The organism is Blautia caccae, assembly GCF_040095955.1.
Lineage (GTDB): Bacteria > Bacillota > Clostridia > Lachnospirales > Lachnospiraceae > Blautia > Blautia celeris.
In genome coordinates, this window is record NZ_JBBMFP010000001.1 from 393,851 (window position 1) to 415,060 (window position 21,210).

Genomic DNA, 21,210 nt, shown 5'->3' on the forward strand with positions numbered 1-21,210 from the left:
ACCCTAATTCCTAATCCGAAATGTCCTCCCGGCTACCCGGTAAACCACAATACAGGCCACCACACAGTAAATCAGACAAAAGCAGGTAACGACCGTTCCGAATACCAGCGTACTCATCCTTAAGTTCATGAACATAAAGCAGACAATGTAGGTCGCCCAGGTGACAATTTTGTAAGTCCCCCCGACCACCTCTGTCCCCGCATTATAAGGCTGCAGCAGATAATAACAGGTCAGGTAATGCACGGAAAAGAACGCACTCATAGCCATCACTGACACAAACAGCAGCAAATAATTCACAGGATTATCCGTCCCCCCGGAGAAGTACAGCAGCACCGGCAGCCCCACACCGATCACCGACGCGGGCAGCAGATTCACCTTCACGATCTCTCTGAGCCGGATGCGGAACAGCTTCAGAATAAATTCCGGCTTCTTATAAAAAGAGTATGTGAGCATACTGTGGTCACAATTCATAAACAGCGCCTGCGTAAAACTTGTCCCCCGGTTTATCATATACATAATAAACACAAAGTACGGCAGAAACACCATAAGCATCCTGTTGATCTGTTTCCTGATATCCTCGTTTACCTGAAACAGGAACAGAATCCCCACAAACAGAAACAGACAGATAACCGCCTGCCTCTTCACCGATTTCCAGAGGATTTTCTGATGCCTGCGCACGAAAAGCTCATTAAAATACTCAAATCCCTTTCTGCTGCTGGTAATTCCGGTGTCCTGGCTGATAAGCTTACGGTTCTGCTCCTCAACCGCGGCCTTTACTGTTGCTTTATAATCCATACCGTTTCTGAATTTTGCCAGAAGCTGCTGATACAGGGTTCTGTACTCATCGAACCGCCCCATATAAACTGCTGCCCCGCAGGCCGCCGCCACGGAAAGCACCATGAACGCTGCCATAAGCCACATGGGCAGAAGCACTCCCAGATAAGGAAGCCCATAAGCCGCCGCAAGCAGGACTGCTGTCAGTATCCATCCCAGCTTACCGGGAAGATTCTCATCCCTGCTCTCCCCTGTCCTTTTAAAATCAACCAGATAGTTCCAGGCTATCAGCATCTTCACTGACGCGATAAAAAACGGAAAAAGCAGGCAGCACCACAGCGGAATATTTCTCTCCACCCCAAACCAAATGGTAAAAGGCAGAAATCCCAGGATGCACTTTCCCACCGCATAGGCATAGTTCGTCAGTGTATAGGACCTGGCATCCATACGCATTAAGATCATGGCATAATACTTATCATTACTGGGATTGAACATATAGGTATTCATATAAGACCCGACCAGACTCAGAAAGAACAAAATATGTACAAACAGTCTTCCGTCCCCTGTGTTCTCATAGAGCATCCCCAACCCGAATACCATGATCAGAAGATATAAAACCTTCCCCAGAAAAGTTCCCGCGATTTCCCACAGGCCGGACAGTATATTGGCAAATATCTTCAGCCCCTGGCTCCTGTAGAGGCTCTGGGGCAGAATCTTCCTGATAAGGGGAATCTGCTTCAGGGAATAGAGGATCGTGTTCACACGGTATGTATTTTTCAGCGAAAAAGAAATACGAAACGTCCTAATCATTCTCTTCCTCCTTCAGTGCCCGTATGATCTTGTCCTTAAATCCGCCATTATCCAGATTAGACGGATCTACCACTTCCAGCTCTCCATGGTTGAGGATCACGATCTCATCACACAGGTCAAGAGCCAGCTCCATAATATGTGTGGAAAAAATAATGATCCTGTCCTTTTTCAATGAGCGCAGAAGCTGCTTCATCTCCTCAGCCACCACCACATCCAGGGATGTGAGCGGCTCATCCAGAAGCAGAAGCTTTGGCTGTGCGATGATATTGATCAGCATCTGCATCTTATTTTTCATACCATGGGAATAGTCTTTGAGAAGCCTATCCCTGTCCTCCTCATCAATGTTCATAATGGAAAAATACTCATCCAAAGCTTTTATATCCGCAATACTCTTTTCATTGATATCAATAAAAAATTTCAGAAATTCCCTTCCTGTGAGAAATTCCGGGACAGTGGGCGTTGACAGGACATAACCGATATCCTCCGCCGCTAACTCCGATCTCTCCCCGTTCTCCTGCAGGAAGAAATCCCCTCCGTCTGTCTTCAGGTCCCGGTTCAGACAGTTAAAAAGTGTGGTCTTGCCTGCCCCGTTTCTTCCCAGAAGTCCGTAGATCTTTCCACTGTCAAAAGTAAATGTAATATCCTTTAGTACCTGCTTTTTCTCAAAGGCTTTTGAAAGATGTTCTATGACAAAATTCATGCTGTTTCTCCTCTCCTGCTCTGCCCTTATGCCTTGAAATAATAGACAATTATAAAGTGATATGTCTATTATACCAGAACTTCCCATTCTGTCACGTGAACATTTTGTTACATTATGCCGGGCTGCCCGGTATTTCCCGCACAGGGATATGCCGGACAGCCCGGGGGATGTGTCTTTTATCACATGTTATGGAAGAAATCCCGGTACACCCTGCTCTTTTCCAGAGGGATCGGCCTTCCCGGTTCACAGCAACAGCACTGTTTTACCGGCGTGGTTATGGTAACGCTGTCATCCGGATAGTATTCCTCCGAACCTGCGCGGAATACGGATGCGGTGTTGGTGATAACCCCGCAGGCTCTGCCATGGACCATCCCCGCAATGAGTATGGTCACAGTTTCTCCCTTCCTGATCGTTCCGATCGCTTCTGACCCATTCCACTCTGACCAGGTCCTGCCTCCGTCTGCGGAAAACTGCAGATTACAAAGTTCCCGCGGAATGTAATCCGTGAGCACTACCTCTTCCGCGTCTGCGGAACCGCTGTTCTCCACCAGGATGGTGTAGATCAGATATTCACAGGGTATGGCGCAGTCCGGATACGCGGTCTTGGTGATAAATAACTCCGGCATGGGCGCGATGGGGGTCACAAGCTCGAACCTGTTGTTGTCAGGATAGGGGTCCCTGGTACTGCTGCTTACCTCCACGGTATTTACCAACTGTCCCGTGGCATTATGGGGCACAAATCCCCTGAGCAGCAGCCTTACAAAAGTACCCGCAGCCAGAAATTCCGTTGTCCATGAGCCGCTGAAGGGTTCCCAGTTCTCCCCGTCATCTGCGGAGACCTCCAGGTTCACCAGAACGGCCGGCATGGCATCCTCCAGAGTCACCTGCACGGCATCCGACGGTCCCAGATTCTTTACCGTAACTTCATAGGTGACCGGTACGCCGGGTTTGGCGGGATTCGGTTTTGCCGTCTTTCTCACAGACAGGTCTGCCGACACATCCACCACCACTTCCGTCTCATCTGTGTTATTGCCCGGGTTCGGGTCCGGTGTATCCGAACTGACAGACACTGTGTTGCGAAGTGTGCCCGTAAAGGACGGCTCTGTCCTGCCTCTCAGGGAGATTTCCGCACTTTCCCCTGCTTCCAGAGATGTGACGGCATAGGAACCGCTCCAGGGAAGCCAGGTCCTTCCGTCGTCTATGGAATACTCTGTCTCCATCAGATACGGGGACGCTGCATCCCGGATGATAACATTTTCAGCCCTGCCGGGTCCCAGGTTGCCGGTTGTTATGGTGTACACAACTCTCTGTCCTGCTGTGATGCTGTCCGGATCTGCTGTCTTGCTCACTGTCAGATCTGCGCCCGGTTCCACTGTGACTGTATCCTCGGATGAATTATTATCCGGGTTCGGGTCCGGTACGGATGAAGTCACCACCGCCGTATTCGTCACTGTTCCGGTAAATCCGTGGGCTGCCGTACCGCGAAGCTGTACCGTCACACTGCTTCCCACCGGGAAATCGGGCCAGGTATAGGAGCCGCTCCAGATATTCCACACGCCTCCCCCATTCAGGGAAAATTCAGCGTTCACGATCTCCGCCGGCACTGCATCCGTCAGTGTGACATTTTCCGCATCCGATGGCCCTTTGTTTTCAAGCACTATGATGAATTCGATTCTCTGTCCTTCGTATACTGCGGCCTGGACTGCCCTTTTTATCACGGACAGGTCTGCGGACCGGTCAATGGGAACTTCTATGGTATCTGTATTATTAGAAAGGTCCGGGTCTGGTGTCTCAGACTGCACCTCAGCTCTGTTGGAAAAACTGCCTGCGGCCGACGCCGAAAGCATTCCTCTTATATGGAATGTCACACTGCTGCCGGAAGGCACACGAAATACATCGGTCTGCCCGCTGAATACCTGCCAGGACGCGCCCTGGTCATAAGATATCTCAGGTCTTTCCAGTACCGCCGGAATATTATCCGTCATCCTGGCATTCAGCGCGTCATCCGGCCCATGATTTGTGACTTCTATCAGGAATTCCACCTGTTCCCCTGCAACAGCCGGAGAAGGGATTGCTTTCTTAGTGACAGACAGATCAGCCGAACGGTTAACCGGAGTTACCACTGTGGACGTGTTGTTATCCGGATTGTCATCCTGGGAGCCTGTTGTGATGCGGGCCGTGTTCTCCACCTCAGTGGCTGTGCCGCTGCGGAAGATGCCGCGAATAAGAACCACCCGCTCCTCGCCGGCCTGCATCTCTCCAATCTCCAGGCTTCCCGTCCACGGATTCCATGTTCCTCCGTTGTCTGTGCTGTATTCAGGCTCAAAAATCTCTTCCGGGATATCATCCGTCAGACGCACTGCAAGAGCAGGATGAGGACCCTGGTTTCTGATCACAATGCGGTAGGTGATCCGTTCCCCCTCATTGAGAGAATCCGGTTCAGCCGTTTTCTCCACAGATAGATCTGCCAGCGCCTGGATTTCTATGATATAGTCCTCCACCTCCCCGTCAGACGCAGGCCCTACGCTTCTCGTGTCCTGTCCCAGCAATGTCCCCTCCGGCAGATCATCCGTGGTCAGGCGGAGTCTTAAAAATGTATGCCCCGGCCGAAGCCTGGCGGAAGGCGGAACCGTAAAATCCAGGGAGATCATCTGGGTCTGGGAACTGGCCGGCACGACCCGGTGTACCGATTCCTCCTCCTCAAACAGCCCGTTGTTGTTAAAATCGATCCACCCGTACAGATTCGCAGGGGTGCCCGTAAGGTTTCTGACCCCCGCAAGTACATGATATGTGCTGTCTGTCACATGCAGGGAAGCCAGAGGAACCGTCAGGGCATCATCCTGTATCCGGCGCTCCAGATCATCCCCATCCGCTGCAGCATTCTGATGTGCTTCTGTCTCCCCGGTTACCAGAAGTCCCAGAGTCAGCCCGTCAACAATTCTGTGGCGCGGCCCGTCACTGGCAAGCAGCGTATTATAATTCCCGCTTCCCGCTGTGCCTCCGATATCAGGCGCATCACCAAAATCCACCTCCAAAGCCGCATACGGACACATGGTACCATCCTGGTATGCATTCTGCACGGTTGCGGAAAACCGGGCTGCCTGCGCCCTGTCCTGTTCGATCAGGTACCGGTAAATGGTTCCGTCCCCGCCTGCCACCGCATAGAGCACCCCATTCCGGTCCATGACCGCTGCCCCGAAAGTACTGCCCGGATCAGGCCCTGTAGTATCAAGGGCTGTCACCTGACCATCAGTAAAAATCCGGTACACGGTTCCGTCATCCGCTACCCCATACAGAACATTTTCCTGTGACTGCCACACCCAGTCTCCGATCTTAAGGGGCTGTGTGAGCGCTGTGCCGTAGTTCTCCGTCTGCTCCCCATAACCGGCAGCCGGTTCAACCAGTCTTAAATACGTGGGGGAACCCGGCCTCAGATCCACGGTATAAAATCTCTGCTCCCCTGACGCATACAGATAATAATACCCGTTCAGATCCAGGGTCCCCACATCATAAAAAGCCGCAGGCAGTCCCCGGGGCCTGGGTGTCAGGACCTCCGCCGCGCCGCTGCTGTCCACCCGGACAAACTGGCCGCTTTTCTGGTCATATCCGTAAATATAAGAATCCAGCACATTGTAGCCAATGGCGTTTATCTCTCTCTCAGGAACCAGGGTTCCCCGAAGCTTTGCCCTGCCGGTCACCATCTCTACCTCATACCAGCTTGTGGGCCTCCCGGAAAACAATATCATTTTAGAATCACATGGAAACGGCGCACCGAGTGCTGTCCGCCCCTCTGCACCGCTGTTTTTTTCTGCCATCCTCATACCTCCCGCTTATGTTTCGGTTTTTGCCTCCTATAACATATTCGGAAGTGGGACGAAATGTTCTTCATTTTTATTTTATTGTGTGGTAAGATAAGAACGTGTAAATAAAAGAAAACAGGAAGTGTACATAAGCATTATGAAAAAACCATTTTTTTACCGGGGGCTGTATTACGCGGCAGGACTTTTGCTGCTGGCCCTGGGGATTTCCCTGAACACCAAATCCGGACTTGGTGTCTCTCCCATCATATCCGTCTCTTACAGCATCTCCTCCATCTGGAATCTGAACTTCGGAGACATGACATTTATCCTTTACAGTATTTTTGTCCTGGTGGAAATGTGCCTCCACATTGTCCGCAATAAAAAATACTCTGCCAGAGGAGGGCAGGTCCTGGCTCATGCCAACCGGACGAATCTGAAGCTGGTACTTCTGATGGATGTGCTGCAGCTTCCCCTGAGCCTTGTCTTTACCCGGTTTCTCAATCTTTTCTCAGACAGGATCCCTGAATTTGAGACGGCTTACGCAGGCAGCTTTTTGGGCAGTTTTGCCGGAAGGATCCTTATTTTACTCTTTGCCATAGCGCTGACCGGAGCCGGGGCTGCTATGTCCCTGAACATGCGCGTGATCCCCAACCCGGGAGACGGTATTGTCCAGGCGATCGCGGACTGCACCGGCTGGAAAGTGGGATTTACCAAAAACTGTTTTGACCTTCTGAATATCTCCTTCACCATTGCGGTCAGCCTGCTGTTTGCCGGACATCTCACAGGCATTGGTCTCGGCACCGTGATCGCTGTGATCGGTGTGGGGCGGGTAATCGCTGTTTTCAATCACCTTACTCAGGAAAAGATGCTGTCACTGGCAGGGATGGCAGAGACATGTATGTAAGAAAGAGCCCGGCTTACCGGACTCTCGCGCCGAAGCGCGGCCATTTGCGGCCATTTTCCTCTTGCGTGAAGTGCGCATCCTGCCCGGAGGGCTTTTTCTCTTCTTCTCAGTACCACCGTACCATCGGCAGTTCATTATTGATTCCCTTTGATGCCAGTATCTGATGGATATCTATCACACCATTGTGAAAAGTAGCCGCGCAGGATGCAAGATATAATTCCCACATGCGGACAAATTTCTCATCAAACATTTCTCTCACTTCATCTGCGTGTTCTTTAAAATTCTTCTCCCAGCACAGAAGTGTGCGGTTATAGTGATTCCGCAGATTCTCCACATCCATCACATGAAAGCCGTCCTCCGCCAGACAGGAGACCATTTCCCTGAGGCTCGGCACAACACCGCCGGGAAAGATATACTTCTTGATCCAGGGGTCACCGGGATGCTCTTTTAATTCACTGATAAAATGCAGTAAAAGCAGGCCTCCCGGCTGCAGAACGCTGCTGATGCAGTCAATGAACATCTGGTAATTCTCACGCCCCACATGTTCCGCCATGCCCACACTCACAACACGGTCAAACTTAAGCCCGCTTTTCTCAAGCTCCCTGTAATCCATCAGCTCCACTGTGAGCAGGTCCTCCAGCCCTTCTTTTTTGATGCGTTTCCGGAATTCCCTGTGCTGTTCTTCGCTCAGCGTGATTCCCGTTCCTCTGATCTTGTACTTTTTCGCTGCCTCTATGAGAAGAAATCCCCAGCCGCATCCAATGTCCAGCAGGCTCATCCCCTCTTTCAGATACAGCTTCTGCAAAATATAATCCACCTTATTGACCTGGGCCTGGTACAGCGTGTCATCCTCGTGAAGAAAATATCCGCAGGAATAGCTCATCGTCTCATCCAGCCAGAGCTTATAAAAATCATTTCCGATATCATAATGGCTTCTGACTTCTCTCTGCTGGTTCTTTTTTGCCGTGGAGGAGAAGATAAGCTTTTTCAGCGCCTTCCGGTCCATGGAAAACTTATCCATCCGCCCCAGAAAATGGTCCAGCGCCTCATATAAATCTCCCTCTATTTCCAGGTCATCATTCATGTATGCCTCCCCCAATGCCAGGGAGGTACTGGTGACCAGCTCCTTCATGGGGATCATTTTACGGCAGTTGACTGTAAACAGGGGATTCCCCTCCCCAATCAGGTACTCTTTTCCCGATGCCTTCACCAGAAACGGATATTCATCAAATTTTTTCAAGAACTGTATCATCATGTTTTCTTCCAGCACTTTTGTTCCTCCTTGCTGCCGCGTACACGCGCTTGCTCTATAAAAGCATTTTTAACATAATTGATACAATTCATACATTTTAAGGCCCTTCTAATCGATATTTCGCCTTCTCTCCGCAGCAAACTGCAGGCCCACAGCCAGAATTCCGCTTCCCAGAACGATCAAGGCCGCTGTCGGCACCAGATATTTCCACCTTGTGATCTCCATAAAATCACGGGCAAGAAACGAGCCGTAACACCCTGCCAGAACGACCAGCGGAAGCGCCCAGGCAATTGCCGTGATATAATTTCTGCAGTACCTTGTGACCGCGAAAACCACCAGCCCCGCCCCCACTGCCGTCATGGCGCAGAACAGTACATTCATCAGCGTCATGGTGCCCAGAGACCAGGGGAACCATCCGATATAACCGCTGGAAAAAGAAGCTGCCGGCGCATTCCAGAAATCCGTCACACGGTTTATCTTTGCTGTCAGCATGTAAAACAAAAACTCCGCTGCGATCAGGAGAAATACAGACAGGAGACAGGCCCCCAGTTTATACAGATAGTATTTTCTTCCCTTTCTGGTGCTGTACTGCAGCAGGGGCATCCGGTTCCTGTTTTCCTGCACCATATACGGCAGGATCATGAAGGCTGCACTGATGATCACAAAGGCCGCCCAGAACTGCAGCACTTCAAAGTTATCGGCAGTCACCAGAGGCGGCAGGACACCGAAGACTTCTCTCTCGTTCCTGCTTATGACCCGCTGCCTCTGCTCCTCATTCAGATTCTCATAATATGACGTGGCATCCGCCCCGCTCTGTGCCTCGGCCTGATACCGTTCCAGATACATGTCGTACAGATTCAGTTCTATGGACCGGGTGAATTCTTCGCTTACCTCCTTATCACTGCACACATCGTAAATCTCCATCCAAAGCGCAGTGTCCTCCGCCTCTGTTAAACTCTCCTCTTTGTTGTTGAACTCCTGGAATGTGTGAAAGCCATAGCTCTGAAACATGGCATTTTCTGCTATTATCTTATCTATCCTGCTGACACCTTTTGCCGGTGCATCTGCCTTCATCTTCCTGTATGCATCCTCTGATATAGAATCCCCGTATTTTTCAGCCATGGAAACCGCCATATCCGCGGCCTGCTGGTAACTGCCCTCATGTACAGACACATACGGCCTGATAAAGAGAAGAAAATACAGGATTCCAAATACCAGCAGACACAGACATTTTTTCAGACTCCACATCTTTTTGATCTCTTCCAATAACATAACTTCACCTCCTACAAATCCTCCGCTAAAAATTTTCTTCTGGCAGCGTACGCGGCCGCCCCCGCCACAACTCCCCACAGAAGAAGCACAAGCACTTCATAATGCTGCGGTGAAAAAAAGGTCCCGCCGCTTACCATCCAGTGGCCTGCCTTTCCTGCCAGATCCACGGGATTATACTGCATGGTAAAATAAAACCTGCTGTCTTTTGGAAACAACGAGGTCACGGTGTAGACAACTGCGCACCCCATTCCCAACTGTACAAAGGACGCAAAACTGTTCTTATTCCTGGTCACCGGACTGAAACTCATATAGGAAAACAGCAGTGCCGTAAACAGGGAAATCAGAAATTCCGCTCCCAAGTACCCGGCCGCAGTCAGTGGGATTCTGCTTATCATGGGGAAAAAGGAATCCAGCAGCATCATACTTCCTACCAGCGTTTTCCAAAGACTCCCCAGAGGAAATACGGCACATGCCCCCAGTAATGTCACACTCCAGATGCATACGGTAAACAGTATCCCCAAAGCAGCGGCAGCCCTTCTCCTGCTGTCCTGGATTCTCCTTCCCGCCTTTGTGGCGTACACCACCGCCGCTGTCCCAGTCGTAAAGGTTTCACTGACACTGTGCATCATGAGCAGAATCCCCGCAAGTATACTCTCCAGTGTACAAGACAGGGGAATCCATCTGGAAAACAGTTCAAAAAAGCTCCGGCTGCAGGGTACAAAAAAGCCGGCAGCCGTCCCGTTCTCCCGGTTCTTTTCCAGAACTGTCTCCAATTTTCCATACTCCTCCCTAACATAGTCCTCAGCTCTGCCGTCCAGCATCAAAGAAGAGGAAAATGCATCTGCCAGACTCTCTCCGTCCAATTCCCGCAGCATATACAGCGTTCCCTCCATCATCTGCCGAAACGTGGGTACCCCTGTCTCTTTTTTTTCTGTGGGTTCCAGCATATCCAGATATATTCGGGCAGTTTCCTCACTGACCGGAAGCTGCACCTGTTCCCAGACTTCCCGACTTCTCTTTACAAGATCCCTCTGTCCTCTGAAATTCGCCAGGATCCACGTGTTCACCAGAATACTTCCTATGAGAATCCCCCAGAACAGGGGGCTGCATATCTGGTGCTTCCATTCTTCTCTCATCCTTTTCACCTCATTCCTGATAGGTGTATAAAAATACATCCTCCAGACTGGCTGCACAGAGGTTCCACCCCTCTTTTTTCTTCTCTGCGATAAAACGCAGCTCACAGTTCGGCCCTTCCTGCCTTTGGGATACCACCTGATATTTCCGCTCAAACTCCGGCAGCTCCTCTGTTCTGACTGCTGTACTGAAGATTTTCCCTTCCAGTGACCTGCACAGATTTTCCACACTGTCATTGGCGTATACCTGCTTATCCTTCAGCATGATAATATGGTTTGCGATAAATTCCACATCCGAGACAATATGGGTGGAGATGATCACAATCTTATCCCTGGAAAGAGAAGTCAGGATTTTCCTGAACCGCACCCTCTCCTTCGGGTCCAGCCCTGCTGTGGGTTCATCCAGAATCAGTATCTCCGGGTTTCCAAGCAGAGCCTGGGCGATTCCCACCCGCTGTATCATGCCGCCGGAAAACTTCTTCATCTTCTTTTTCGCTGCCTCTGAAAGCCCCACCCGGTCAATGAGCTGCGGAACCTCCTTTTTAAGCTGTTCCTTCTTAAGCCCTTTCAAAATACCGATATAGCGCAGATACCGCTCCGGTGTATAATCCCGGTAGTAGCCGAAATCCTGCGGGAGAAATCCCAGTTTCTCCCTGTACCGTTCATCCAGCTTCTGAATCTCCCTCCCCTCCCACAGGATACTGCCCTCTGTGGGATAGAGGAGTGTTGCCAGCAGTTTCATAAGTGTGGTCTTTCCCGCTCCGTTTGGCGCAAGGAGGCCGTATATCCCATACTCCAATTCCAGATCTATATCCTTTAATGCGGTAAAATTCTGGTATTTCTTTGTCACATGATTAATTTGCAGCATTTGTATACTCCTTTCTAAATGTCTGCCCGCATAACAGGGGCAGATGACGGATATAAATGAACGCGGCTGCCATGCCTGCCGCTGCCAACAGGACCACCGGAATCTGTTCCAGCAGCGCAGGATACCAGCCTGCTGTTATCTCCATGAGAAGAAGGTTCCCGATGATCCAGACACTGCTCAACGCTGCCCCCCAGGCTATTTTCTTTCCTCTCTCAATTCCCAGAACAAGAAGAAGGGAGAAGATCATCAGGGACGCAAAGGCCGTTGCCAGAAGCCTGGGAATATCCGCGCGAAATCTGACTGCCAGAATGACTGCATACCCCAGATTAAACCCAAGCCCGATCAGGCTGTTGAAAAACATACGCGCTGTCATCAGATGGAAAAAAGTGTATTTGCAGCTCATAAGCTGTTCGTAAGTCCGGTTCTGCTTCTCTTTCACCAGTGAGAGGTAAAAAATAGCTGCGTAGAGAACCGGAGCCGCGGCAAAAACAGCGCCGGAAGCAGTGACAGAGCCAACCCCAACCACCTTCAGCCCGATATAGAATAAGAGCACCGTAAGGCTGAAGGACAGCAGCAGAATATCCGTCATATGCGCATATAACTGCCGGATGCCGATTCCACAGAACATATCCCATAAAAAGGAATCCAGTCCCTCCTGCACGGGCATCCGGCTCAGCTCCCCGGCCAGTTTCAGATTCTCTTCTTTTCGCTCTGCTTTTTCCCACATGGTTTCTAAAAATTCATTTTCCGGCTGCATCATCCCTGTTCCCTCCTCTGTCTCTGTAATTTTTTCCGCGCCCTGTGCAGCAGTATCCTGACCTGGGCAAGGTTTTTCCCCATGGCTGCCGCTATTTCCTCATAAGACATTCCGTCCACACAGAATAATATGAGCGCCTGTCTGTAATCCTCCGGCAGCTCTTCGATCCACTGCAGAAGTTCTGCGTATTCTTCCTTTTTCACATAAAGTTCCTCCGGTGAGGGCGGTGACTGCCCCGGCACCTCTGTCCTTGACGCGTCCAGCTCCTCTGTCTTATGCCTGGCATTTTTTCTGATCTCATCCAGTGCCTTGTGCTTCACCACTGCAAACAGATACGTTCTGAATGCGCAGGACACGGTAACGCGTGCTCTCTGCACATAGATGTCAGCAAAACTGTCCTGCACAATATCCAGGGCGGACTGCTCATCTTTCAGCATTTTCATACAGAAGCGCATAGCCTCCCGGTAATGCCTGAGGACCAGCACATCATATGCCTGTCTTAAATTTTTCTCCCTGACCATTTCCATAAGCTGGTCATCTGTCATACCGCTGAGTTCTTCCCGGGTCATATGGTTTCCTCTCTGTTTCTGAAAGTAAAGAAACGAAGTGTGCACAAAAATCTGTAACCGTGCAGTCTCAACACAGTTACGGAATCGTTTACTTTCTGATTATTAATCGAATGTATTATCCAAAAGTTACACTGGTTTGCAGAAAAATACAAATTTATTATTTTTATGGTGCAGACAGAAAAAAAGCTCTGAATTTTCAGATTCAGAACTTTTTCTGCCAATCACTTTTCACACCTTTATCTGCGGATTGCACTTTACCAGCTCCTCGATCAGCCGCTCCCTGTCCCGGACCGCACATATCATTTCCTGCCTTCTGCCCCTGATCTCAATCCTGTCCAGTGACGCCGCTGTGGCAGAAATGGGGTTACAGGTCCTGCGTATCTCCCTGATCTCTGAAATTTCCATGGAATCCTTCATGATCCCAAAGTAAATTGCCATCCTGTCTCCGTCAACCACTACATAATTCCTCACAACAATGGGAATGAATATGGCATTGTAGACGACCAGGGCAGCCACGATCTCAGCGGATACATCGCTGGATACCAGCAGTCCGTAAGCCATCGCAGCATTTCCCGCCAGAAGTATCATCCAGAACCATACTGCTATTTTCCCCTTAAATTTCATATAAAACCACCTTTCTCATGCATTCCCGTCAACATGTGCCATAAAAAGTGCTTTTCCTATGCAGTGTACTACAGTCAATTTCAGTATACACCATACAACCCATGGAAACAATGTAAGTAGTGTAAATTTTTGAAAAAAATGCTTGCAATTTGTATTTCCTTATGCTATTATAGTCCATGGTCGCTCCGATAAAACACGGCTCCATGGTCAAGCGGTTAAGACACCGCCCTTTCACGGCGGTAACAGGGGTTCAAATCCCCTTGGAGTCACTTAGGCGCCATAGCCAAGTGGTAAGGCAAAGGTCTGCAACACCTCTATCACCAGTTCAAATCTGGTTGGCGCCTCTTTTATCTATTTATCTTAACGGCTCCATGGTCAAGCGGTTAAGACACCGCCCTTTCACGGCGGTAACAGGGGTTCAAATCCCCTTGGAGTCATTTTTTACTTGCATATTTTTGAAAATGTGGTAATATAATATAGTGTAACACTTCTTCAAACAGAATAATATAGATATGGCGCCATAGCCAAGTGGTAAGGCAAAGGTCTGCAACACCTCTATCACCAGTTCAAATCTGGTTGGCGCCTCTGAAAAGTCCTGGAAATTCATTTTCCAGGACTTTTTTTCTTGTCATATACCTGAGGATCAATGGATTGGCAGCTTTACTTTCCAGTTATATCTGTCATATGTTAGATTACGGGCAGCCTCCCTGAAATACCGCTCCTGCTCCTCAAAAAAAACACCCCATCCATCTGTGATCTTATCAATCTCTCTTCCTTCTATATTATGAATGGTCTGCCGGATCATCTCACCATAGATCCTGTCAAATTCTGCCTGTTCCATTTGAAACAGTGTAAACGGATACGCCATGACCAGGCATTTCAATATCTTGAGATAACAATGTCCGACAGCGGGGGATGGACAGCGCTCCGCAATGAATGTTAAAAAGATATCCAAAAGCAGATACTCCTTTTTCCTTTCACAGATCGTCAAAAGAAACTGTCCCAGCTTATCTAACTCCTCAGCGGAAATACGATTTAATGTATACCGGCAGACCGGACGAACCGTCAGCGCCACAAACTGCATACCGTCCAGAAAATATTTCAGTGCAAGCCGGACCACCTCCTGTGATGCCGTTACATCCTCTTTTCCCAGACAAACCTGTGTGCCCTTTCCCTGGAAACTTTTCACTATATTGTAACCTGCCACAAAGTCAATTGTACGACGGATAGTGGCAACCGATACTCCATAATGTTCTGCCAGTTTCGGAAGAGACGGCAGATAACTTCCGATGGGATAATATCCATACAATATTTCCTGTATCATTTTAGCCCCAAGTGTATAGCGAATCTGGGAACGCTTATAATAAAAATTCCATTCAAAGGGAATCCCCGGATACTGGCCGTCCAGGAGTTTGGGATATTCGCTCTGAATCTTCTTATTCAATATCTTATCTACATTCACATAAACAGACTCTAATTCCTCTGTGAGAAATGCTCCCATCTCCTCCTTTGGCAGTGTATCTAACTTTTCAATAATCTCTTCCAATGCCTCAAGTTTACCTAACATATATGGCATACGAGTATAGCGGTTCATTTCCCAGTAAAAATTCATGACCATATTATTATCCAGATTGGCAAGTGCAGACGTATATAACCCTATGGAGACGGACATTCCGTCAAATTCATTATCTTTCATTTTCTTCCAGCGGTCCTTCAGGGAAGACTCGTCTCCTGCTGATATTCCCGCATTTAACAATGGAGCAAGCAGCAGCCGGTTCACCTGCCGCATATCCAGGAGTCCTTCCTTGCGGGCAGACCGATAGCGTGCGATATTCCTGAGATAGTCCTTTCTGGAAGCCTTATAAATCACTCTGGCCGCTTTCGGAGCGGAAATCTCAATATATCCTTCTTTCTCCAGAAGCTTCAGCGCAGTCCTGACAGTTGGCACAGCCAGCCGAAAATACTCACTGATCTTCTGCATAGGCGGAAGGCTATCCCCGTAAGAATAATAACCAAAGAGAATTCTGGTTACATAGAAATCATAAACAAGACAGTTCAGTTCACTTTGGGTTTTCATTCATTCACCTCTTAATTTTATCAATTTATTCTACCACATTTTGTGTATACCTGCTACTGATTTTGGCTTTCCCGCATAAGACTGAATAAATCAATTGCTTATAAATTAAGGGTATGGTAAAATACAATAAGTATGTGAGCAGAGTTAAATTCACACATTACAGGGGAAAAAAACAAAAACATAAAACAATGGAGGTTGGGGGATGAAAAATATCAAAATAAGGAAAAAATTATTAATTTCCTATGCGGTAATTTTAATTTTTATGGTCATAGGATTTTCTGTCAGCATTGTAAATCTGGTTAATCTGAACTCTAAGGTCAAAGTTTTTTACAATGGACCGTTTATTGTTAACGACAGTGCCAGTCTGATCAACGCTAATTTCGAGAGAATGCAGAAAGCTACCTATCGTTCTATAGCAAATTCAGACACCAAGATCACCCGCGAAGCTACTGCCAATTCTCTGGATTCCGCAAACCTCATCCAGAACGAGCTTCCTGTTATCAAAGAACACTTTCAGGGGGACAGCCAGATCATAGAACGATTGGAAGATTGCCTCACAAGACTTACGCCCATGCGGGAACACGTTCTGTCCCTGGCTGCAGAAAACAAAACGGAAGAAGCCGCCACTTACATGGAAAATAATAATATTCTTGTGATCAAAGAAGCCCAGAAAGAGCTGGACAAACTGATAGAAAGCGGTAATTCCACAGGAAAGCAACTGATAAACGATTTACAGGAAAAACAGAGATTTGCCATTGAGATGCTGGTATTTTTAGGGGCTGCAAGCTTAGTGATCAGCGTTCTTTTTGGTATTTACATTTCAAAAGGGATATCCTCCGGCATCCGCGAGCTGGAACAGGCAGCCAGAAACATTGCACAAGGAAAGCTTTCATCCACCAGGATCAATTACTATTCCAAAGATGAGATGGGATGCCTTGCAGAAGATATGCGCAGCATGGTGATGACGCTGACAGCGGTGATCCGGGACGAAACCTATCTGCTGAATGAAATGGCAGAGGGGAATTTTGACGTCAGCAGCCGGGCAGGGGACAGCTATGTGGGGGAATTAGATTCGGTACTCTCCTCTTTGCTTAAGATCAACACCAGTCTGAGTGAGACCTTACTGCAGATCAATCAGTCTGCAGAGCAGGTTGCCGCCGGTTCTGAGCAGGTATCATCCGGGGCACAGATACAGGCACAGGGAGCCGCCGAACAAACAGCCTCTATAGATACTCTTGTATCTGCGATCCATGACATATATGATCAGGTTGAAAATAATGTTAAAAGTGCAAAAGCTGTCCATGAAAATATAAAAACAGTGAGGAAAAGCGCTGAGGCAAGCCAACAGCAAATGCAGGATATGCTTTCTGTCATGGCGGATATTGGTGAAAGTTCAAAAGCCATTGAGATGATCATCAAGACCATTGAAGACATTGCCTTTCAAACAAACATCCTTGCATTGAACGCCGGAGTCGAAGCCGCACGGGCAGGCGAACATGGAAAAGGGTTTGCTGTTGTCGCCAAAGAGATTCGTAATCTGGCAAACAATTCCGCTGATGCTTCCAAAAATACAGCAGTGCTGATCAAAAAATCTCTGGAAAACATCGAGCGGGGAATAAAGAGCGCTGACCTTACCGCGGATTCTCTGCAGGAAGTCGTAAGGGGTGTTGGGAGTATAACAGAATCTATCAATTACATAACAGAAGCTTCTGTCAAACAGGAAGAATCCGTCCATCAGATCACCCAGGAAATGAATCAGATTTCAGATGTGGTGCAGTCAAATTCCGCTACTGCTGAAGAAAGCGCTGCTGCCAGTGAGGAACTTTCCTCTCAGGCACAACTCCTGAGCCAGCTTGTTGCTCATTTCAGATTAAGAAGCCCTGCAGAATAGAAGACCTTTCCGTTTCCGTATCATTCATGTCAAAAGGAGAAAGAACCAATGAAAACAGGAAAAAAACGCCCTGCACTTTCCGAGATAGGGATACTTGTAGTTTGTATACTGGCTGTCATTGTATCTGGTTCCAGCATATTTACGACCCTTCATATGCAGAAAATGGCGTCTGAGATATACGAACATCCCTACTCAGTCTCCAACGAAGCAAGAGCCACACGTTCACGTCTTTTGGATATGCGTTTCTTTATCATGAGCATGTTTTCGCAGGATGACCTGGATATGGATGATCTGCAGCAGACGCTGCAGGAACGTTATACTATGCAGTATGATGCCATTCAGGTGATCACCAGACAATACCTTGGACCGAAAGAAGACAGTGAAAATCTCCTGAAAGCTATGCAGGATCTGGAAACGACACAGAACGAAGCACTGCCCATTGTTATCACATTAGACAATGCCGCCATTTCAGAATATGTGGAAAAAATTCTGTATCCCAAATACGATGCCGTGAATGACGCCCTTACCGCAGTCATTGCCTTTGCGGACCAGAAGGTACAGAGTCTGGAAAAAAACTCAAGGATTATGGCTGTCAAAGCAACGGTTTCATCAGTTCTCCTCACTGTATTTCTTCCTTCCTATTTTTTAATTGCATTCTGGCGTGAGAAGAAAAATGTAAGGGAGATTCATTACCGGGAACATCTGTTTAATATACTTTCAGCAAACGTAGATGAAGTCTTTCTGATTCACAATCTGAACAATGATTCACTGGAGTATATCAGTACAAATTGTGAGCGTGTACTGGGAATAAAAGAAGATGCATTTACAAAAGAACTGGATGCGCTTCGTGAACGGGTCCTGGAGGAAGATAAGGTCTCATTCGATGAATTTGTACATCTGAAGGAACATGCAGACGGAAGGAGTATAGACTTTAGGATGCAGTTTCCTAACGGAGAAATACACTGGATGCGCCTTCAGATATTCCCGGAGACAGTTCATGGCAAGACCATCCGCTGCATTGTAACTGTTTTCGACCGTTCTGAAGATATGCGTATCAGGCAGACCTTAAACGATGCCCTGGTAAATGCCCAGAATGCCAATGCTGCCAAACAGAATTTTCTTTCCAGAATGAGCCATGAGATCCGTACTCCAATGAACGCTATTATCGGCATGACCACCATTGCCGCCACCTATATAACAGACCGCAGCCGTGTGGAGAGCTGCCTTGAAAAAATAGGCTACGCTTCCAAACATCTGATGACCCTCATCAATGATATTCTGGACATGTCCAAGATCGACGAGGGTAAAATGACCCTGACAAAGGAACCCTTTAATCTGGAAAGCGTGGTGGAATCCATTACTTCCATCATATATCCCCAGGCTGTGGAAAAACACCTGAATTTCAGTATCCCTCTGGCAGATCTCTCTGACACGGATCTGATTGGTGATTCTCTGCGGTTAAATCAAATACTGATCAACCTCCTTTCCAATTCACTTAAGTTCACACCGGAAGGCGGGACCATTACCCTGGAGATCCGGCAGCTTCAGAAAAAGAAAGGCCGGGTCCGTCTCCGTTTCACTGTGCGTGATACAGGTATTGGCATGAACAGAGAATTCCTGGACCGTCTGTTTCTGCCATTTGAACAGGAAAATGTATCTGCAGGACAGACATACAAAGGTACAGGCCTGGGCATGTCTATCACCAAAAATCTGATCACATTAATGGGAGGCACGATTGCCGTAGAAAGTGAACCGGGTAAAGGAAGCACCTTTCGGGTGGAACTGGATTTTGATACTCCCGCGGAAACGAACCGGGTCAGCCACTCTCCCCAGGCCATTCAATCTCTGCATGTCCTCATTGCAGACGATGACCAGGACAGCTGTCTTCATACCTCACTGACGCTGAAAAATCTGGGTATATCATCCTGCTGGGTACTGAGCGGCACAGAGTGTGTGGACAAGGTGATCGCTGCCCATAAAATTGGTGATGATTATGATGTATGTCTCATTGACTGGAGAATGCCTGATATGGACGGCATAGAAGTAACACGCCGGGTAAGGGAATATGTAGGCCCGGAAACCACGATCATCATAATCACAGCCTATGACTGGAGCTCCATTGAGAAAAGTGCACGTGAGGCCGGTGCCAATGCCTTCCTTTCCAAACCAATTTTCTCCTCCACACTCTACAATACACTGCTGTCTGTCACAGGCGCCGGCAAAGCTCCCTGCCATAAGAAACATGATTTCAAAAATCCTGAAACAGAAGGCCGCCGCGTGCTGCTGGCAGAAGATAATGAGCTCAACAGGGAGATCGCAGTGGAACTGTTAAACATAATGAAGCTGGATGTCACCTGTGCCTGCAACGGACAGGAGGCTGTAGACAATTTCCTGTCTGCTCCCGATGCCTTCGATATTATTCTAATGGATGTACAGATGCCTGTATTGAATGGTTATCAGGCCACTGAAATTATAAGAAAATCAGGTCACCCCATGGCAAAAACCATACCCATCATAGCAATGACAGCCAATGCCTTCCACGAAGATGTGGTGAAATCTTATGAAGCCGGAATGAACGGTCATCTGGCAAAACCAGTTGACTTTGATCAGTTATATCAGACAATAAAGGAGAAACTTCTTATAAAGTAAAACCACCATTATGTCTAATATTTGCCTCATAATTTCCCATATTTGATTAATTGTGCACATAAGCCCCATCCCCTATAATATTAGTATAAACCAACGGACATACAAAATAGAGAAAGGAGTTTATACTATGTTATCAAAAAGACAGAATTTATTAGAAACCATCCGCGGAGGCCATCCTGACAGATATGTGAATCAGTACGAAGCCATTGCCCTTCTTTTCGGTACCCCTTACTCCGTAAGGAATGCCATGCCCACAAAGGGCGGCCCCAATGTTAAAAACGCATGGGGTGTCACCATTTCCTTCCCGGAAGGAATGCCGGGGCCTTTCCCGGTTCACGATGAGGAGCATATTGTCTGCAAGGACATCACACACTGGAGAGATTATGTGAAAGCACCTAACGTAAAATTCTCCGCAGAAGAATGGGCTCCTTTTGTCGCAGAGGCTGAGAAAATTGACCGTGACGAATATTTTGTAGCTCCCTTTGTAGCACCGGGTATCTTTGAGCAGTGCCATTATCTTCTGGAAATCCAGAACTGTCTGATCCAGTTCTATGAAGAACCGGAATATATGCATGAGCTGATCGACTACATCACAGACTGGGAGCTGGCATATGCGGAAGAGATCTGCAAATACTTAAAACCGAATGCCCTCTTCCATCACGATGACTGGGGTTCCAGGAGCAGCTCCTTCATCTCCCCGCAGATGTTCAAGGAATTCTATGAGCCGGCTTATAAGAAGGTTTACGGATATTACAAGGAGCACGGTGTTGAGGTTGTGATCCATCACTCCGATTCCTATGCAGCCAATCTGGTTCCTTCTATGATCGAGATGGGCATAGATATCTGGCAGGGCGTTATGAGTACAAACAATATCCCCGAGCTGATTGAAAAATACGGCGGACAGATCACATTCATGGGCGGCATTGACAGCGGCGAAGTGGACAGGGAAGACTGGAGCAGAGAACACATTGCTCAGGAAGTAGAACGTGTCTGCAGAGAAAACGGCACAAAATTCTTTATCCCCTGCAATACCATGGGCGGCCCGGAATCTATCTTCCCGGGCGTATATGACACGATCACGGAAGAGATCGCCAAAGTCAGCGCTAAACTCTTCTGACATAAATACACCC

15 protein-coding genes and 4 tRNA genes are annotated in these 21,210 nt (G+C 48.1%); 8 read left to right on the top strand and 11 right to left on the bottom strand.

The window, feature by feature from the left end:
* Nucleotides 1–3: 3 nt before the first annotated feature.
* The 3 genes from WMO65_RS01715 to WMO65_RS01725 form a co-directional block, all read right to left on the bottom strand.
* Nucleotides 4–1,584: a hypothetical protein gene (locus WMO65_RS01715; RefSeq protein WP_148393124.1), complete on the bottom strand. Its 1,581-nt coding sequence runs from the start codon at nt 1,582–1,584 to the stop codon at nt 4–6.
* The gene (locus WMO65_RS01720) at nt 1,577–2,284 is read right to left on the bottom strand and encodes an ABC transporter ATP-binding protein (RefSeq protein ID WP_033143248.1); all 708 of its coding nucleotides are present in this window, start codon (nt 2,282–2,284) and stop codon (nt 1,577–1,579) included. Before WMO65_RS01720 ends, WMO65_RS01715 begins: the two co-directional genes overlap by 8 nt.
* A 179-nt stretch (nt 2,285–2,463) precedes the next feature.
* Entirely contained in the window at nt 2,464–6,099 is a 3,636-nt protein-coding gene (locus tag WMO65_RS01725; RefSeq protein ID WP_187370638.1) for a DUF11 domain-containing protein, read from the bottom strand.
* 142 nt (nt 6,100–6,241) lie between these two features.
* Between WMO65_RS01725 and WMO65_RS01730 the strand changes: the two genes are divergently transcribed.
* Nucleotides 6,242–6,988: a DUF6198 family protein gene (locus WMO65_RS01730; protein WP_054350819.1), complete on the top strand. Its 747-nt coding sequence runs from the start codon at nt 6,242–6,244 to the stop codon at nt 6,986–6,988.
* Between the two features lie 106 nt (nt 6,989–7,094).
* Here WMO65_RS01730 and WMO65_RS01735 read toward each other — a convergent pair whose 3' ends face one another.
* The 7 genes from WMO65_RS01735 to WMO65_RS01765 form a co-directional block, all read right to left on the bottom strand.
* Nucleotides 7,095–8,240 (bottom strand): class I SAM-dependent methyltransferase, encoded by a 1,146-nt coding sequence (locus WMO65_RS01735; RefSeq protein WP_435380242.1) that lies wholly within the window; start codon nt 8,238–8,240, stop codon nt 7,095–7,097.
* 108 nt (nt 8,241–8,348) lie between these two features.
* Nucleotides 8,349–9,512, bottom strand: a complete 1,164-nt coding sequence (locus WMO65_RS01740; RefSeq protein ID WP_148393127.1) for a hypothetical protein — start codon at nt 9,510–9,512, stop codon at nt 8,349–8,351.
* 11 nt (nt 9,513–9,523) lie between these two features.
* Nucleotides 9,524–10,648 (bottom strand): hypothetical protein, encoded by a 1,125-nt coding sequence (locus WMO65_RS01745; protein ID WP_148393128.1) that lies wholly within the window; start codon nt 10,646–10,648, stop codon nt 9,524–9,526.
* A 10-nt stretch (nt 10,649–10,658) separates the two neighbouring features.
* A complete protein-coding gene (locus tag WMO65_RS01750; protein ID WP_148393129.1) occupies nt 10,659–11,513 on the bottom strand; it encodes an ABC transporter ATP-binding protein in 855 nt (284 codons plus the stop codon).
* On the bottom strand, nt 11,500–12,273 hold the full coding sequence (locus tag WMO65_RS01755) for a hypothetical protein (RefSeq protein ID WP_148393130.1): 774 nt from the start codon (nt 12,271–12,273) through the stop codon (nt 11,500–11,502). The genes WMO65_RS01750 and WMO65_RS01755 overlap by 14 nt, the downstream gene beginning before the upstream one ends.
* Complete coding sequence (locus WMO65_RS01760; RefSeq protein WP_148393131.1) at nt 12,270–12,839, bottom strand: RNA polymerase sigma factor; 570 nt, start codon at nt 12,837–12,839, stop codon at nt 12,270–12,272. The genes WMO65_RS01755 and WMO65_RS01760 overlap by 4 nt, the downstream gene beginning before the upstream one ends.
* A 228-nt stretch (nt 12,840–13,067) precedes the next feature.
* Nucleotides 13,068–13,463 carry a PH domain-containing protein gene (locus tag WMO65_RS01765; RefSeq protein WP_033143244.1) on the bottom strand — a complete coding sequence of 132 codons (396 nt, stop codon included), beginning with the start codon at nt 13,461–13,463 and terminating at the stop codon, nt 13,068–13,070.
* Nucleotides 13,464–13,660: 197 nt separating this feature from the next.
* Between WMO65_RS01765 and WMO65_RS01770 the strand changes: the two genes are divergently transcribed.
* The 4 genes from WMO65_RS01770 (at nt 13,661) to WMO65_RS01785 (ending at nt 14,048) form a co-directional block, all read left to right on the top strand.
* Nucleotides 13,661–13,732: transfer RNA gene (locus tag WMO65_RS01770), tRNA-Glu, on the top strand.
* Between the two features lie 4 nt (nt 13,733–13,736).
* Nucleotides 13,737–13,807, top strand: a tRNA-Cys gene (locus WMO65_RS01775).
* Between the two features lie 21 nt (nt 13,808–13,828).
* Nucleotides 13,829–13,900, top strand: a tRNA-Glu gene (locus WMO65_RS01780).
* 77 nt (nt 13,901–13,977) lie between these two features.
* A tRNA-Cys gene (locus WMO65_RS01785) sits at nt 13,978–14,048 on the top strand.
* Between the two features lie 58 nt (nt 14,049–14,106).
* Here the strand turns inward: WMO65_RS01785 and WMO65_RS01790 are convergent.
* Nucleotides 14,107–15,540: a GntR family transcriptional regulator gene (locus WMO65_RS01790; protein WP_148393132.1), complete on the bottom strand. Its 1,434-nt coding sequence runs from the start codon at nt 15,538–15,540 to the stop codon at nt 14,107–14,109.
* A 202-nt stretch (nt 15,541–15,742) separates the two neighbouring features.
* On the opposite strand from WMO65_RS01790, the gene WMO65_RS01795 reads away from it, so the two are divergent.
* From WMO65_RS01795 to WMO65_RS01805, 3 genes are all read left to right on the top strand, one after another.
* The gene (locus WMO65_RS01795) at nt 15,743–17,431 is read left to right on the top strand and encodes a methyl-accepting chemotaxis protein (protein WP_148393133.1); all 1,689 of its coding nucleotides are present in this window, start codon (nt 15,743–15,745) and stop codon (nt 17,429–17,431) included.
* A gap of 48 nt (nt 17,432–17,479) precedes the next feature.
* Nucleotides 17,480–20,080, top strand: coding sequence for a PAS domain-containing hybrid sensor histidine kinase/response regulator (locus WMO65_RS01800; protein WP_033143241.1), 2,601 nt, complete (start codon nt 17,480–17,482; stop codon nt 20,078–20,080).
* Nucleotides 20,081–20,207: 127 nt separating this feature from the next.
* The gene (locus WMO65_RS01805) at nt 20,208–21,197 is read left to right on the top strand and encodes a uroporphyrinogen decarboxylase family protein (RefSeq protein ID WP_033143240.1); all 990 of its coding nucleotides are present in this window, start codon (nt 20,208–20,210) and stop codon (nt 21,195–21,197) included.
* The last annotated feature ends 13 nt before the right edge of the window (nt 21,198–21,210 follow it).

Excerpts from the sequence above, each read along its gene's own strand:
- WMO65_RS01715 (WP_148393124.1), bottom strand. The coding sequence starts at position 1,584 with ATGATTAGGACGTTTCGTATTTCTTTTTCGCTGAAAAATACATACCGT.
- WMO65_RS01720 (WP_033143248.1), bottom strand. The coding sequence starts at position 2,284 with ATGAATTTTGTCATAGAACATCTTTCAAAAGCCTTTGAGAAAAAGCAG.
- WMO65_RS01725 (WP_187370638.1), bottom strand. The coding sequence starts at position 6,099 with ATGGCAGAAAAAAACAGCGGTGCAGAGGGGCGGACAGCACTCGGTGCG.
- WMO65_RS01730 (WP_054350819.1), top strand. The coding sequence starts at position 6,242 with ATGAAAAAACCATTTTTTTACCGGGGGCTGTATTACGCGGCAGGACTT.
- WMO65_RS01735 (WP_435380242.1), bottom strand. The coding sequence starts at position 8,240 with ATGATACAGTTCTTGAAAAAATTTGATGAATATCCGTTTCTGGTGAAG.
- WMO65_RS01740 (WP_148393127.1), bottom strand. The coding sequence starts at position 9,512 with ATGTTATTGGAAGAGATCAAAAAGATGTGGAGTCTGAAAAAATGTCTG.
- WMO65_RS01745 (WP_148393128.1), bottom strand. The coding sequence starts at position 10,648 with ATGAGAGAAGAATGGAAGCACCAGATATGCAGCCCCCTGTTCTGGGGG.
- WMO65_RS01750 (WP_148393129.1), bottom strand. The coding sequence starts at position 11,513 with ATGCTGCAAATTAATCATGTGACAAAGAAATACCAGAATTTTACCGCA.
- WMO65_RS01755 (WP_148393130.1), bottom strand. The coding sequence starts at position 12,273 with ATGATGCAGCCGGAAAATGAATTTTTAGAAACCATGTGGGAAAAAGCA.
- WMO65_RS01760 (WP_148393131.1), bottom strand. The coding sequence starts at position 12,839 with ATGACCCGGGAAGAACTCAGCGGTATGACAGATGACCAGCTTATGGAA.
- WMO65_RS01765 (WP_033143244.1), bottom strand. The coding sequence starts at position 13,463 with ATGAAATTTAAGGGGAAAATAGCAGTATGGTTCTGGATGATACTTCTG.
- WMO65_RS01790 (WP_148393132.1), bottom strand. The coding sequence starts at position 15,540 with ATGAAAACCCAAAGTGAACTGAACTGTCTTGTTTATGATTTCTATGTA.
- WMO65_RS01795 (WP_148393133.1), top strand. The coding sequence starts at position 15,743 with ATGAAAAATATCAAAATAAGGAAAAAATTATTAATTTCCTATGCGGTA.
- WMO65_RS01800 (WP_033143241.1), top strand. The coding sequence starts at position 17,480 with ATGAAAACAGGAAAAAAACGCCCTGCACTTTCCGAGATAGGGATACTT.
- WMO65_RS01805 (WP_033143240.1), top strand. The coding sequence starts at position 20,208 with ATGTTATCAAAAAGACAGAATTTATTAGAAACCATCCGCGGAGGCCAT.